The sequence below is a fragment of the Euhalothece natronophila Z-M001 genome (assembly GCF_007904085.1).
In the GTDB taxonomy this organism is placed as follows: Bacteria; Cyanobacteriota; Cyanobacteriia; order Cyanobacteriales; family Rubidibacteraceae; genus Halothece; species Halothece natronophila.
In genome coordinates, this window is record NZ_CP042326.1 from 2,825,268 (window position 1) to 2,839,530 (window position 14,263).

Below are 14,263 nucleotides of genomic sequence, written 5' to 3' on the forward strand. Positions count from 1 at the left end.
GAATTGACTGACTAATAACTAAGATGTTTAACTCTAGCAGTACCTGCCAAAAATGAGACTTAGTGATGATGGTGATGTCCATTGTGATCATGGCTATGATGGTGTCCATGATCATGAGAATGGCTGGCACTTTGACCAATTAATTGGGGATTAACAACTTTTGCCGTTTCTGATAGTAATTCCTCAATTTGTGTGTGGGCCCATTGGGCAGCCATACTTAAAAATTCAGGATGATCATTAACACAAGGCATTTGCACAAATTCGACATTTTTATGCTTGCGTTTAACATCATGAATGATATGGTCAACATCAAGGATTGTTTCATGATTTTCTGTGGCAAAGCCAATGGGCATCATTACTACCGCTTTTGCCCCTAATTCGATTAGATTTTTGGCGGCTAAATCAGCATTGGGCTGCGTCCATTCAATTAGCGGCGTATCATGATTTAACCAACCCACAGAAATCAGGGGATACTTATTAATTAATTTTTCACGGACACTTTCATAGAGGGCTTCACTTTCCATGATGCCAGAAGTAAATCCTTTTGCTTTGTGAGGACAACCATGGTTCATTAAAACAATGCCAATTTCTGAGGGAAGATAACCAGCAGCCAGTTCGCTTTCGATTTTTTCTTCCACCATTTTTGCCATTAAATTAATGTAGTCAGGCTGGTTATAAAAAGAGGGAATATAATGCATCCCATTTAACCATTGTTCTTCCCCATCATTGAGTTCATTTAGGGCTTCGTTAACTTGTTCGACAGCAATACCACTGGTAAAAATTGAGTCAACAACTAGCAACGGATAGACTAATAATTTGTTGAAACCTTGCTCTTTAATTTCTGCTAAAACTTGATTGGGAAGATAGGGTTTGCAGAAGTTAAACGCCTTAAAAACAGCTACTTGATCCCCCCAAGTTTTCTTTAATTCTTGTTCAATTCCCTCTCTTTGCGCTTCAAAAATTTTGTTGTGTGGAGAGATGAAATTATCGTGTTGGTGACTCCATTCATGAAAGTCAAATAATGCGAGTAATTTTGCCAGAGGGGGATACATCCACAGAGGAACTGGGGCGAATTTTGCAGTTAGTAAATTAAGGGCTTGTTCGTTATAGTTGGCAAAGTCTTCATAGCTTTCTACTTCGCCATAGCCCATTAATAAGACAGCCACGCGATCGCTGTTATCATTGTTAGTAACTTGACTAGTTTGTTGAGTTTTTTCTGGGGTTGTTACCATGTCTAAAGTCTATTTGACTAGGGATAGGTCTAAGATTATTGCTAAATCAATTCTAGCCTAACATCCCCTCTTAGGGCATCCGTCGTAAGAGAAACCCCCCGGCAAGTAACGCCATGACAGAAGCGGTATTAAAAACCCCAGTAAAACCGCCATGATTTAGCATCGGGCCTAACAAAACAGGGGACAGAAATTGCCCGAAAAAACTGGTGCCAATGCCAATGGCAAGGATGCTAGAACGGATTTCTTGAGGAGAAGCATTAGAAAGACTACTATATAAATTTGGTAAAACTAAGCCAAACCCCATACCAAAGATTGATGCAGACACAAGTAGCAAGAGATAGTAATCAAGCAGGGGAATGGTAAAGAGGGTAAGCGCCATTAAACCAAATCCTAGCGCGATCGCGCCTTGAATAGAATACCGTTTTGCGAGTTTTTTCGCCCCTAAAGCTGAGGTAAGGCCAGCAGTTAACGCCCGTGTGGCAAGTAATACGCCATTAGCAACCGTTCCTAATTGCAATTCCTCTTTTAGATACATCGGGGCATAAATGACCACCGAATACATAATGGCAGCAGTCAGGGCAACTAAAATTAATAATTCTAAAACCCTAGCAGTGAGGAGAACGCGCTTTAATTCTGAGGAAATATTTGTGGTATTGGGTTTTCTGCGATTTTTAATCTCAGGAAACGCTAAAACTGCCATGATTGCTAAGGGAAAGGCAATACTATAAAGGGCAAAAGCATATCGCCAGTGTAATGATCCAACCGTTCCCCCCAGGAGGGGAAAAACAATCCCCGCAATGGTTAAAGCAGCCGTGGCATAAGCAATGATTTGGGCGCGACGTTCCTGATCATATAGTTTCCCTAAGACTCCCAGACTTCCTGCGGCAATTCCCCCGGCTGTTGCCCCCAGTAACGCCCGACTGGCTAATAGTAACCAAAAGTCGCTGAGAAATGCCCCAGCAACGCCAAAAATACTGTATAACACTAAAGATGGCACTAAAACTCGTAAGGGACCCATTTTATCAGCAACAAAGCCTAAAATCGGGCTAAATAGGGCAATGGTTAAAGCATGAATACTAACTAAGTTCCCTGCTAAAGCGCGATCGAAGTCTAAAACGGTAATTACTTCGGGTAAAACTGGGCTTGCTACTCCCCCAACCATGGTAATTAATGAGCCAGCTGCCAAGATTATAAACAGGCGCATTCTTTCCGACTGCACTAATTTCGTATCCGTCAATCTTTTCACTCCCAAATTTTCAGAATTTCTCAATGTTAACTGTTTCTGATATTCTGATACAAAACGCTTTTTGGTGGGAATGAGGACGTGATAGAAACAAAATTGCCCGAGGAGATATTTCAGTCTGGAAAGGGATTATTATTACTTTTAACAGTGGTTGTTATTACAGGGACAATTGCCCTTGATGTGAATAGTAGCAGTGTTGATCTCACCCTCCCTTTATTTGTCTCTTTAGTTGCCACAACCGCTGCTGGTTTTGCTGTTGTCCCTATTTTGCAACGTCTAAAGGCAGGGCAGTTTATTCGGGAGGATGGGCCACAAACTCACCTTAAAAAAGCAGGAACTCCCACTATGGGAGGGGTTTTTTTAGTTCCGATCGCGCTTTTAGTTGCTGTCTTTTGGTCTAGATTTCACCCAGAAGTAATAGCAGTGTCTTTAGTTACCCTCAGTTATGCGCTTATTGGCTTGGTGGATGATTGGCAAATTTTAGTGAAAAAGTCTAATCAGGGAATTTCGCCACGCCTAAAGTTAGGATTACAAATTTTAGCCGCGATCGCGTTTTGTATTTATTTATTCTTTGATCACAGCAACGACATTACAACCATTCCCCTTCCTTTTGGGATGATGCTACCTCTCGGGGTTCTCTTTTGGGGATTAGCAGTGTTTGTGTTTGCTGCCGAAAGTAACGCCACTAATTTAACTGATGGGGTGGATGGGTTAGCAGGAGGCACTTGCGCGATCGCGTTTTTAGGTTTATCGGCACTCTTACAACCTGCTTATCCACAATTAGCCCTGTTTTGCATCTGTATGAGTGGGGCTTGTGTGGGATTTGTTATGCACAATCGTAACCCTGCAAAGGTGTTTATGGGGGATACAGGATCATTAGCTTTAGGAGGCGCATTAGCAGCAGTCGGAGTTAGCAGCCAGCAATTATTTCCACTACTCATTATTAGTGGGATTTTCTTCGCTGAATCCCTCTCTGTTATCGCTCAAGTGGGGTATTATAAAGCCACTAAAGATGAAAATGGCGTGGGAAAACGACTCCTGAAAATGTCTCCCCTCCATCATCATTTAGAACTCAGTGGTTGGTCAGAAATTCAAGTCGTGGGAGTCTTTTACGCGATCGCGCTATTCCTCTCCGTTTTGAGCATTTTTCTAAGTTGATCCCATCACTAGAAACTATGAAATTAATAACCGCTTTGATCTTTTTTAATTAAGTTAGGAACTTCTTATAACTCACAACGTCATTATTCAAGATGTCAGTCTAGATTAAGACCAGATAAAGGATAAAACATGAAGATCAAAAAACGAGGAAAAACTCTGATTACGCTAGTTTCAATTGCTGGTATGGCGACTGCCAGTAGTAGTGGTTTGATCAGCCAATTAGCTCAATCATTAGATCGCGCCATGATTCCTAAAGTACAGGCGGAAGAGTCAACCATCCGCAACCTGCAACGACGGGCAGTTTCTGTTGAGGATACTTTAAAAAGATACCAAGGAGTCAGAATTGCCATCGAAAGCGGAAGAGCAATGGTTGCTGACGAACGCGATAACTATCAAGCCTTAAGAGATGGGGTTTATCAGCACGAAGATTTATTTTTAATCGTTGAGCAAGGACAACTCACCGGTTATTTGGAACGAGGCACTGGTAAGCTATTTGATGTCTATGAGCGCGAGGGAAATTGGGTTGAAATCTGCCTTGGGCCCTTTTGCTGTGGAAGTGATGGTTGTGGATTTAATGGTGATGATGACATGCCCCAAATGTCTGTGGCAGAGGCTTTAGAACGATCAGAAATTTCCATGTCTGATAAAGGGGTTTTCGAGCGAGCGCAACCCTCCCAAGAAACAGAAAGACCTGTGCCAGGATCAAGTTTGTAGCCAAGAGCGTCATTGGGATGAATTTCCACAGCGCATAAAAGCCAAATGTTCTGACTAGAAGAAGACGAGAAGTAATCTCTTTATTCTTGTCTTCTTTGTTAGGAACTTTCCAAAATTCATAACGTCTGTTTTGTTATACCTAGTCATCTCAAACGATAGATGATGTAATTTAGGAGCGCAATAAACATGAAGATCAAAAAACAAGGAAAAACTCTGATTACGCTAGTTTCAATTGCTGGTATGGCGACTGCCAGTAGTAGTGGTTTGATCAGCCAATTAACTCAATCATTAGATCGTGCCATGATTCCTAAAGTACAGGCGGAGGAGTCAACCATTCGCAACTTGCAACAACGGGCAATTCCAGTTGAGCGAGCTTTAGCCAGATTTGATGCAGTAGGGATGAAGATCAAAAATCGTAGAGCAATGCTTGTTGATGAGCGTGGGAATTATCAGCCTTTAGCAACTGGGGTTTATAATTACAAAGACTTATTTATTATCGTTAATGATAGTGAATTTGTCGGTTACTTTGAACGAGGCACTGGTCAACTATTTGATGCCGATGATGATGATGTTGGTTTTTGGGAGTGCACTCCTCCTGAACCTGATGAGATGCCCCGAATTTCATCAGTTAAAGACACCTTACAGCGAGCGCAACCTTCATTAGAAACAGAAAGGCCTTTGCCAGGATCGAATTTGCCATGATCAAGTTTGTAGCCAAGAGCGTCATTGGGATGAATTTCCACAGCGCATAAAAGCCAAATGTTTTTACTAGAAGAAGACGAGAAGTAATCTCTTTATTCTTGTCTTCTTTACTTTCATCAAAATTATCAAGGAGAGAAGCCATGTACTTTGTCATTAAACTTAGTAAACTCTGTAACTTGCGTTGTACTTATTGCTATGAATATGAAGAGTTAGCAAATAAAGAACGAATGTCATTACAGCAACTCGAATACTTTTTTTCTAATGTTGCTGACTATTTACTCAATCACCCCAGCCCAAAAATTCCCGAATTTGTTTTTCACGGCGGAGAGCCTTTATTATTGCCCCATCAATACTTTCGAGATATTTGTTCCCTACAGGAAAAATATTTAGATCGAGTTGGGATTAATTATAGAAATAGCCTCCAAACTAACCTGTTTAAAATTTCCGACTCAACTTTAGATCTTCTACAAGAATTAAACATTAGTTTAGGGGTATCCTTTGATGTTTTTGGAAAACAACGGGTTGATATTAAAGGGAAAGATTCCCAAGAAAGTGTAATTCCTAATTTGCAAAGATTAATTGACCGTAAAATTAACTTTGGTATTATTACGGTTTTACATGCGGAGAATATTGACTATGTTCTTAATACTTACCAATTCTGTAATGATTTAAGAATTAGTTATCGCATTTTACCAATTTCTAGTGTCGTTGAACCGCCGGCGCGAATGAAACACCTAATGTTAAGTAATGAGCAAATTTTAGAAGCCTATAAAGCTGTGGCAAAGGTTCAATTGCATCATCCTACTTCCATTCAAGTTTATCCGCTTCTAGATTTTTTCCTAGCAGCAGTTCGCTACTTAACAGGACAAACAATTAGACAGTTTCAACCCGAAAAAGAAGAGTGGGTTTTATTAATTAATGTTAATGGAGATGTTTATAATCGCGGTGAGGCTTATTTACCAGAAGGTTATATGGGGAATCTCTTTAATCAAAAATTAGAAGAATTATTAAATTCCCCTGAACATCAAGAAACCGTTGCGATCAGAGAAAAAAGAATGGAAACTTGTCGTCGTTGTCAGTTTGATCAAAAATGTCACCAAATTCATATTGCTGAAGCAACAGACAGTGCTAGAGTTTATAACAACCAAGGACAGTTAGAATGTACAATTGCTAAACCGATGATTGAATTTATGATTGATGAAATTCAAAAATCCCCAGAAGCACAAGAACTATTAAATATGTATTATTCCTATTCTCAAGAGTCAGCCTCTCAAAGTGAAGCAAGTATTAACTTATCACTTTAGTTATGTCACAGCGAAAGTATGCAATTATCGGTACTGGAGCAATTGGTGGTTATTATGGGGCACGCTTGCAGCAAGCCGGGTTTGATGTCCATTTTTTAGGTTTATCAGCACTGTTACAAGCGAGTGATCCACAATTAGCCCTGTTTTGCATCTGTATGAGTGGGGCTTGTGTGGGATTTGTTATGCACAATCGTAACCCTGCAAAAGTATTTATGGGCGACACAGGATCATTAGCTTTAGGAGGCGCATTAGCGGCGGTAGGAGTCAGCACTCAGCAACTGTTTCCCTTACTCATTATTAGTGGGATTTTCTTTGCTGAATCCCTCTCTGTTATCGCGCAAGTGGGGTATTATAAAGCCACTAAAGATGAAAATGGTGTGGGAAAACGACTCCTGAAAATGTCTCCCCTCCATCATCATTTAGAACTCAGTGGTTGGTCAGAAATTCAAGTCGTAGGAGTCTTTTACGCGATCGCGCTATTCCTCTCCGTTTTGAGCATTTTTCTAAGTTGATCCCATCACTAGAAACTATGAAATTAATAACCGCTTTGATCTTTTTTAATTAAGTTAGGAACTTCTTATAACTCACAACGTCATTATTCAAGATTAAGACCAGATAAAGGATAAAACATGAAGATCAAAAAACGAGGAAAAACTCTGATTACGCTAGTTTCAATTGCTGGTATGGCGACTGCCAGTAGTAGTGGTTTGATCAGCCAATTAGCTCAATCATTAGATCGTGCCATGATTCCTAAAGTACAGGCGGAAGAGTCAACCATCCGCAACCTGCAACGAGAGGCAATTCCACTTCGGGAGGCTTTAGCCAGATTTGAAGCAGTAGGAATGAAGATCGAAGGCCGAAGAGCAGCGGTTGTTGACGAACGTGGGAACCCTCAGCCCTTAAAAGATGGGGTTTATGAGCACGAAGGCTTATTTTTAGTCATTGAGCGAGAACAACTCACCAGTTACTTTGAACAAGGCACTGGTAAACTATTTGATGGCGATGATGATGATGAGTTGTGGATTGAATGTATCGGTCCCTATTGTCCTGAAGAAAATGGTGATGAGATGCCCGAATTTTCAGTTGAAGATGCCTTACAACGAGCGCAACCTTCACTAGGATCAAGACTAGAAACGTTACAAGAACGAGCAATTCCACTTGAGCGGGCTTTAGCCAGATTTGAAGCAGTAGGAATGAAGATCGAAGGCCGAAGAGCAGCGGTTGTTGACGAACGTGGGAACCCTCAGCCCTTAGAAGATGGCGTTTATCAGTACGAAGACTTAGTTTTAGTCTTTGAGGGAGGAGAATTTACCGGTTACTTGGAACGAGGCACTGATCAACTATTTGATGCCGATGATGATGAAGAGTTGTGGATTGAATGTATCGGTTATTGTCCTGAAGAAAATGGTAATGCTCATGAGATGCCCGAATTTTCAGTTGAAGATGCCTTACAACGAGCGCAACCTTCACTAGAAACAGAAAGACCTTTGCCAGGATCAGATTTGTAGCCAAGAGCGTCATTGGGATGAATTTCCACAGCGCATAAAAGCCAAATGTTCTGACTAGAAGAAGACGAGAAGTAATCTCTTTATTCTTGTCTTCTTTGTTAGGAACTTTCCAAAATTCATAACGTCTGTTTTGTTATACCTAGTCATCTCAAACGATAGATGATGTAATTTAGAAACTCAATAAACATGAAGATCACCAAAAAAGGAAAAACTCTGATTACGCTAGTTTCAATTGCTAGTATTGCGACCGCCAGTAGTAGTGGTTTGATCAGCCAATTAACTCAATCATTAGATCGCGCCATGATTCCCAAAGTACAGGCGGAAGAGTCAACCATCCGCAACTTGCAAGAACGGGCGATTCCTATTGAGGAAGCCTTAGCAAAATTTGAAGCAGTCAGAATTGCTATCAAAGATGGAAGAGCAACAGTTGTTGACCAACGTGGGAACCATCAAGCCTTGAGAGATGGCGTTTATCAGCTTGAAGACTTTTTTTAGTTATTGAGAGAGGACTATTCATCGGTTACTTTGAACAAGGTACCGATACACTATTTGATGGTGATGATGATGGTGAATTTATTGATGTCTGTCTTCTTTGTAGTGGGATGAATTGCTGTGAAACTCCTGATGATGTGCCTGAAATGTCTGTGGAAGAGGCTTGGGAACGAAGAGCAGTTTCTATCTCTGTTGAAGGGGCTTTAGAGCGAGCGCGACCCTCCCAAGAAACAGAAAGACCTTTGCCATCAGGTTTGTAGCCAAGAGCGTCATTGGGATGAATTTCCACAGCGCATAAAAGCCAAATGTTCTGACTAGAAGAAGACGAGAAGTAATCTCTTTATTCTTGTCTTCTTTGTTAGGAACTTTCCAAAATTCATAACGTCCGTTTGGTTATACCTACTCATCTCAATAGATGATGTAATTTAGGAACTCAATAAACATGAAGATCACCAAAAAAGGAAAAACTCTGATTACACTAGTTTCAATTGCTGGTATTGCGACCGCCAGTAGTAGTGGTTTGATCAGCCAATTAACTCAATCATTAGATCGTGCCATGATTCCCAAAGTACAGGCGGAAGAGTCAACCATTCGCAACCTGCAACAACGGGCAATTCCAGTAGCTGATGCTTTAGCAAAATTTGAAGCAGTGGGAATTGTCATCAAAGACGGGAGAGCAGCAGTTGTTGATGAACGTAAGAACCATCAAGCCTTGAGAGATGGGGTTTATCAGCACGAAGACTTATTTTTAGTGATTGAGCGAGGACAACTCACCAGTTACTTTGAACGGGGAACTGGCAAACTATTTGATGGCGATGATGATGATGATTTTTGGATTGAACATGTACCTGGGCCTTTAGGTCCTGATCCTGAACCTGATGAGATGCCCCGATTTTCAGTTGAAGATGCCTTACAACGAGCGCAACCTTCACTAGAATCAAGACTAGAAACGTTACAAGAACGAGCAATTCCACTTGAGCGGGCTTTAGCCAGATTTGAAGCAGTAGGAATGAAGATCGAAGGTCGAAGAGTAAGTATTATTGGAGAAAATGGCGTGGTTGTTGACCAACGTGGGAACCGTCAACCCTTAAGAGATGGGGTTTATCAGCAGGAAGACCTATTTTTAGTGATTGAGCGAGGACAACTCACCAGTTACTTTGAACAAGGCACTGGTCAACTATTTGATGCCGATGATGATGATGAGTTGTTCATTGAATGTATCGGTAATTGTACTGGATCTGATGAGATGCCCCGATTTCAAGTTGAAGATGCCTTACAACGAGCGCAACCTTCCCGAGGAACAGAAAGACCTTTGCCATCAGGTTTGTAGCCAAGAGCGTCATTGGGATGAATTTCCACAGCGCATAAAAGCCAAATGTTTTTACTAGAAGAAGACGAGAAGTAATCTCTTTATTCTTGTCTTCTTTACTTTCATCAAAATTATCAAGGAGAGAAGCCATGTACTTTGTCATTAAACTTAGTAAACTCTGTAACTTGCGTTGTACTTATTGCTATGAATATGAAGAGTTAGCAAATAAAGAGCGAATGTCATTACAGCAACTCGAATACTTTTTTTCTCATGTTGCTGACTATTTACTCAATCACCCCAGCCCAAAAATTCCCGAATTTGTTTTTCACGGCGGAGAGCCTTTATTATTGCCCCATCAATACTTTCGAGATATTTGTTCCCTACAGGAAAAATATTTAGATCGAGTTGGGATTAATTATAGAAATAGCCTCCAAACTAACCTGTTTAAAATTTCCGACTCAACTTTAGATCTTCTACAAGAATTAAACATTAGTTTAGGGGTATCCTTTGATGTTTTTGGAAAACAACGGGTTGATATTAAAGGGAAGGATTCTCAAGAAAGTGTAATTCCTAATTTGCAAAGATTAATTGACCGTAAAATTAACTTTGGGATTATTACGGTTTTACATGCAGAGAATATTGACTATGTTCTTAATACTTACCAATTCTGTAATGACTTAGGAATTAATTATCGCATTTTACCGATTTCTAGTGTCGTTGAACCGCCAGCGCGAATGAAACATCTAATGTTAAGTAATGAGCAAATTTTAGAAGCCTATAAAGCTGTGGCAAAGGTTCACTTGCATCGTCCTACTTCCATTCGAGTTTATCCGCTTCGAGATTTTTTCTTAGCAGCAGTTCGCTATTTAACAGGACAAACAATTAGACAGTTTCAACCCGAAAAAGAAGAATGGGTTTTAATAATTAACGTTAATGGAGATGTTTATAATCGCGGTGACGCTTATTTGCCAGAAGGTTATATGGGGAATCTCTTTAATCAAAAATTAGAAGAATTATTAAATTCCCCTGAACATCAAGAAACTGTTGCGATAAGAGAAAAAAGAATGGAAACCTGTCGTCGTTGTCAGTTTGATCAAAAATGTCACCAAATTCATATTGCTGAAGCAACAGACAGTGCTAGAGTTTATAACAACCAAGGACAGTTAGAATGTACAATTGCTAAACCGATGATTGAATTTATGATTGATGAAATTCAAAAATCCCCAGAAGCACAAGAACTATTAAATATGTATTATTCCTATTCTCAAGAGTCAGCCTCTCAAGGGGAAGCAAGTATTAACTTATCACTTTAGTTATGTCACAGCGAAAGTATGCAATTATCGGTACTGGAGCAATTGGTGGTTATTATGGGGCACGCTTGCAGCAAGCCGGGTTTGATGTCCATTTTTTAGTCAAAAGTGATTATCCGTTGGTCAAAAACCAAGGATTAAAAATTGACTCCTGTGATGGAGATTTTACCCTACCGACAGTTAACGCTTATGATGATCCCTCTCTCATCCCTCCTTGCGATGTAGTTGTTGTCGCTTTGAAGGCAACTCAGAATCAGATCTTACCTAACATTCTGCCGTCGATTCTGAAAAAGGATGGCACTGTCTTACTATTACAAAATGGACTAGGTGCAGAGGAAAAGATTGCCAGTATTATCCCTAACTCGATTATTGGTGGTTTATGTTTTATTTGTAGTAATAAAGTGGGGCCAGGTCATATTCGGCATTTGGATTACGGTAGCATCAAAATGGCTCAATATTGCCCTAATAGCGGTTCAGCAGGGATTACCAATGAGTTAAAGGCGATATCCCTAGATTTTCAACAAGCCGGCCTTGAAGTTAATCTTAGTCAGGATTTATTGCTAACTCGCTGGGAAAAACTAGCTTGGAATATCCCCTTTAATGGCTTATCTGCCCTTCTAGAAGCAACAACTGCTGAGATCATGGAAAATCCCGAAACTCGATCCTTAGCAGAAGCGTTAGCTAAAGAAGTAGTAGAAGGCGCAAAAGCCAGCGATCGCGCTCTCTCTCAAGAGTTTATTTCCAACTTAATGGCTCGCACTGCCAAAATGAAACCCTATCATACCAGTATGAAGCTCGATCGCGATCAAAAACGCCCTTTAGAAGTAGAAGCTATTTTTGGTAATCCTCTCCGTGTGGCAAAAGAAAAAGGAATCGCATTACCCCGCATTGAAACCCTTTATCAGCAGTTAAAATTCATTGATACCAAAAACCGTTAATGCTTTGAGTTTTATTGGCTTCCCCCACTGAGTCAGCTTCTCCTGCTACAATAAATCCTGTTCCGACTGCATAGAGACTTATGACTGCTCCCTTTTCCTCAGAAGAAATTGCTGCTGAAAGCATTAAACCCGACGAATACCAAGAAATTGTTAATCGCTTAAGTCGCCATCCCAATAAAGCAGAATTAGGGATGTTTGGGGTAATGTGGTCAGAACATTGTTGTTATAAGAACTCTCGTCCCCTATTAAAACAGTTTCCCACTAGCAGCGATCGCGTTTTAGTGGGACCAGGAGAAAACGCTGGAGTAATTGACTTAGGGGATGGACTGCATATTGCGTTTAAAATTGAATCCCATAACCATCCCTCCGCCATTGAACCTTTCCAAGGAGCAGCCACAGGCGTAGGAGGCATCCTCAGAGATATTTTTACCATGGGAGCGCGTCCCATTGCGATCCTTAACTCCCTTCGTTTCGGCAAACTCGATAATCCTCGCACCCGTCGCATTTTTTCAGGGGTAGTAGAAGGCATTTCCCATTACGGCAACAGTGTCGGTGTTCCTACCGTTGGTGGCGAAATCTACTTTGATGCAGCGTACTCAGGAAACCCCCTTGTTAATGCCATGGCAATTGGCTTAATGGAAACCCCCGACATTGTTAAGGCTGGGGCTTCTGGTATTGGGAATCCCGTGCTTTATGTGGGATCAACCACTGGGCGTGATGGCATGGGAGGTGCAAGTTTCGCGAGTGCCGAATTAAATGAAGACTCCGCTGATGATCGTCCAGCAGTACAAGTGGGGGATCCCTTTCTAGAAAAATGTTTAATTGAAGCCTGTTTAGAAGCCTTTAAAACGGGGGCAGTTGTCGCCGCCCAAGATATGGGGGCAGCAGGATTAACCTGTTCTACCGCAGAAATGGCAGAAAAAGGGGGAGTTGGCATTGAATTAAATCTTGATGCAATTCCCCATCGAGAAACAGGGATGACAGCTTATGAATATCTCCTGTCTGAGTCGCAAGAAAGAATGTTATTTGTCGCTGAAAAAGGACGGGAACAGGAACTCATTGATATTTTCCATAAATGGGAACTTCATGCAGTTGTGGCTGGAGAAGTAATTACTGAACCCATTGTTCGCATTCTACAGGGAGGGAAAATCGCCGCAGAAATTCCTGCCACTGCTTTAGCCGAAAATACCCCTCTCTATGAACGAGAGATTCTTCCAGAACCCCCAGACTACGCAAAAACGGCTTGGGAATGGACAAGTGATTCCCTTCCTCCTTGTGATGAAAAAGGAATCAACGATCAAAGTTGGAATGAGATTTTATTACAGCTACTCGCTACTCCCTCCCTTGCTTCCAAGGCTTGGGTATATCGTCAATATGATCATCAAGTGCAAAATAATACGGTTTTACTCCCAGGAGGGGCAGATGCAACCGTGATTCGAGTGCGTTCTCAAACTCAGTCAATTTCCACTTATAAAGGAGTAGCAGCCACTACTGATTGTAATGGGCGTTATGTGTATCTTGATCCTGATACTGGGTCAAAATTAGCAGTAGCAGAAGCCGCGAGAAACTTAAGCTGTGTTGGTGCTGAACCTGTGGCAATCACCGATAATCTTAACTTTGGTAGCCCTGAGAAACCCATCGGCTATTGGCAACTGGCAAAAGCCTGTGAAGGAATTGCAGAAGCCTGTACTGCTTTTAATACGCCTGTGACAGGGGGGAATGTCTCTCTCTACAATGAAACGTTTGATAATCAAGGCAACCCACAGCCGATTTATCCCACTCCTGTGATTGGTATGGTAGGGGTGGTAGAAGATGTGCGCCAAGTGCGAGGGCAAGGTTGGCAACAAGCAGGGGATCTAATTTATTTACTCGGACATAATACTGTCACCTTAGGGGGTTCCGAATATCTAGCAACAATTCACAATACAGTTGCAGGTAAGCCGCCCCATCTCGATTTTGAGTTAGAAAAACAAGTGCAATTCACCTGTAGAGAAGGGATTAAACAGGGATATATTAATTCTGCCCATGACTGTGCGGAAGGAGGAATTGCCGTGGCGTTAGCAGAATGTTGTTTAGGGGGAAGTTTAGGGGTAGAAGTGACGGTTTCTCCTGATGATAATCAGCGTTGGGATGAATGTTTATTTGGGGAGGGGGCAAGTCGCATTTTAGTTTCGGTTTCTCCTGAGATGCAATCAGCATGGGAAGCCTTTTTAGGGGAGAAATTAGGAAGTTATTGGCAACAATTAGGAGTTGTCAAGGGAGACAGCTTAAAAATTAATGATATTGTCAGAGTTAACTTAAATAGAATGAAAGAAATAACAGAAAGCGCCATTCCTAATCAACTATAAAGATA

Annotated in this window: 13 protein-coding genes and 2 pseudogenes; 13 read left to right on the forward strand and 2 right to left on the reverse strand. The window is 41.2% G+C overall.

Going from position 1 to position 14,263, the window contains the following annotated elements; all coding sequences use genetic code 11:
• Positions 1 to 59: 59 nt before the first annotated feature.
• Together FRE64_RS13980 and FRE64_RS13985 are read right to left on the reverse strand one after the other, a co-directional pair.
• On the reverse strand, positions 60 to 1,232 hold the full coding sequence (locus FRE64_RS13980; RefSeq protein WP_146296791.1) for a ferrochelatase: 1,173 nt from the start codon (positions 1,230 to 1,232) through the stop codon (positions 60 to 62).
• Between the two features lie 70 nt (positions 1,233 to 1,302).
• Positions 1,303 to 2,469 carry an MFS transporter gene (locus FRE64_RS13985; protein ID WP_246140329.1) on the reverse strand — a complete coding sequence of 389 codons (1,167 nt, stop codon included), beginning with the start codon at positions 2,467 to 2,469 and terminating at the stop codon, positions 1,303 to 1,305.
• 90 nt (positions 2,470 to 2,559) lie between these two features.
• Here FRE64_RS13985 and mraY point away from each other — a divergent pair, with 90 nt between their 5' ends.
• From mraY to purL, 13 genes and pseudogenes are all read left to right on the forward strand, one after another.
• On the forward strand, positions 2,560 to 3,633 hold the full coding sequence (gene mraY / locus FRE64_RS13990) for a phospho-N-acetylmuramoyl-pentapeptide-transferase (protein ID WP_390622273.1): 1,074 nt from the start codon (positions 2,560 to 2,562) through the stop codon (positions 3,631 to 3,633).
• Positions 3,634 to 3,762: 129 nt separating this feature from the next.
• On the forward strand, positions 3,763 to 4,347 hold the full coding sequence (locus FRE64_RS13995) for a hypothetical protein (protein WP_146296793.1): 585 nt from the start codon (positions 3,763 to 3,765) through the stop codon (positions 4,345 to 4,347).
• Positions 4,348 to 4,533: 186 nt separating this feature from the next.
• Positions 4,534 to 5,049 carry a hypothetical protein gene (locus FRE64_RS14000; RefSeq protein WP_146296794.1) on the forward strand — a complete coding sequence of 172 codons (516 nt, stop codon included), beginning with the start codon at positions 4,534 to 4,536 and terminating at the stop codon, positions 5,047 to 5,049.
• A gap of 140 nt (positions 5,050 to 5,189) precedes the next feature.
• A complete protein-coding gene (locus FRE64_RS14005; protein ID WP_146296795.1) occupies positions 5,190 to 6,353 on the forward strand; it encodes a radical SAM protein in 1,164 nt (387 codons plus the stop codon).
• A gap of 2 nt (positions 6,354 to 6,355) precedes the next feature.
• Positions 6,356 to 6,421 (forward strand): annotated as a pseudogene (locus tag FRE64_RS17950) (hypothetical protein); the annotation flags it as partial.
• Positions 6,422 to 6,445: 24 nt separating this feature from the next.
• A pseudogene (locus tag FRE64_RS14010) lies at positions 6,446 to 6,865 on the forward strand (phospho-N-acetylmuramoyl-pentapeptide-transferase); the annotation flags it as partial.
• A gap of 117 nt (positions 6,866 to 6,982) precedes the next feature.
• The gene (locus FRE64_RS14015) at positions 6,983 to 7,861 is read left to right on the forward strand and encodes a hypothetical protein (protein WP_146296797.1); all 879 of its coding nucleotides are present in this window, start codon (positions 6,983 to 6,985) and stop codon (positions 7,859 to 7,861) included.
• A 186-nt stretch (positions 7,862 to 8,047) separates the two neighbouring features.
• Positions 8,048 to 8,356 carry a hypothetical protein gene (locus tag FRE64_RS14020; protein ID WP_146296798.1) on the forward strand — a complete coding sequence of 103 codons (309 nt, stop codon included), beginning with the start codon at positions 8,048 to 8,050 and terminating at the stop codon, positions 8,354 to 8,356.
• A gap of 107 nt (positions 8,357 to 8,463) precedes the next feature.
• Positions 8,464 to 8,613 (forward strand): hypothetical protein, encoded by a 150-nt coding sequence (locus FRE64_RS17575; RefSeq protein ID WP_186708850.1) that lies wholly within the window; start codon positions 8,464 to 8,466, stop codon positions 8,611 to 8,613.
• Positions 8,614 to 8,795: 182 nt separating this feature from the next.
• A complete protein-coding gene (locus FRE64_RS14025) occupies positions 8,796 to 9,683 on the forward strand; it encodes a hypothetical protein (protein ID WP_146296799.1) in 888 nt (295 codons plus the stop codon).
• 128 nt (positions 9,684 to 9,811) lie between these two features.
• The gene (locus FRE64_RS14030; protein ID WP_146296800.1) at positions 9,812 to 10,975 is read left to right on the forward strand and encodes a radical SAM protein; all 1,164 of its coding nucleotides are present in this window, start codon (positions 9,812 to 9,814) and stop codon (positions 10,973 to 10,975) included.
• Between the two features lie 2 nt (positions 10,976 to 10,977).
• Positions 10,978 to 11,910 carry a putative 2-dehydropantoate 2-reductase gene (locus FRE64_RS14035; RefSeq protein ID WP_146296801.1) on the forward strand — a complete coding sequence of 311 codons (933 nt, stop codon included), beginning with the start codon at positions 10,978 to 10,980 and terminating at the stop codon, positions 11,908 to 11,910.
• Positions 11,911 to 11,990: 80 nt separating this feature from the next.
• A complete protein-coding gene (gene purL, locus FRE64_RS14040; RefSeq protein ID WP_146296802.1) occupies positions 11,991 to 14,258 on the forward strand; it encodes a phosphoribosylformylglycinamidine synthase subunit PurL in 2,268 nt (755 codons plus the stop codon).
• Positions 14,259 to 14,263 lie beyond the last annotated feature (5 nt).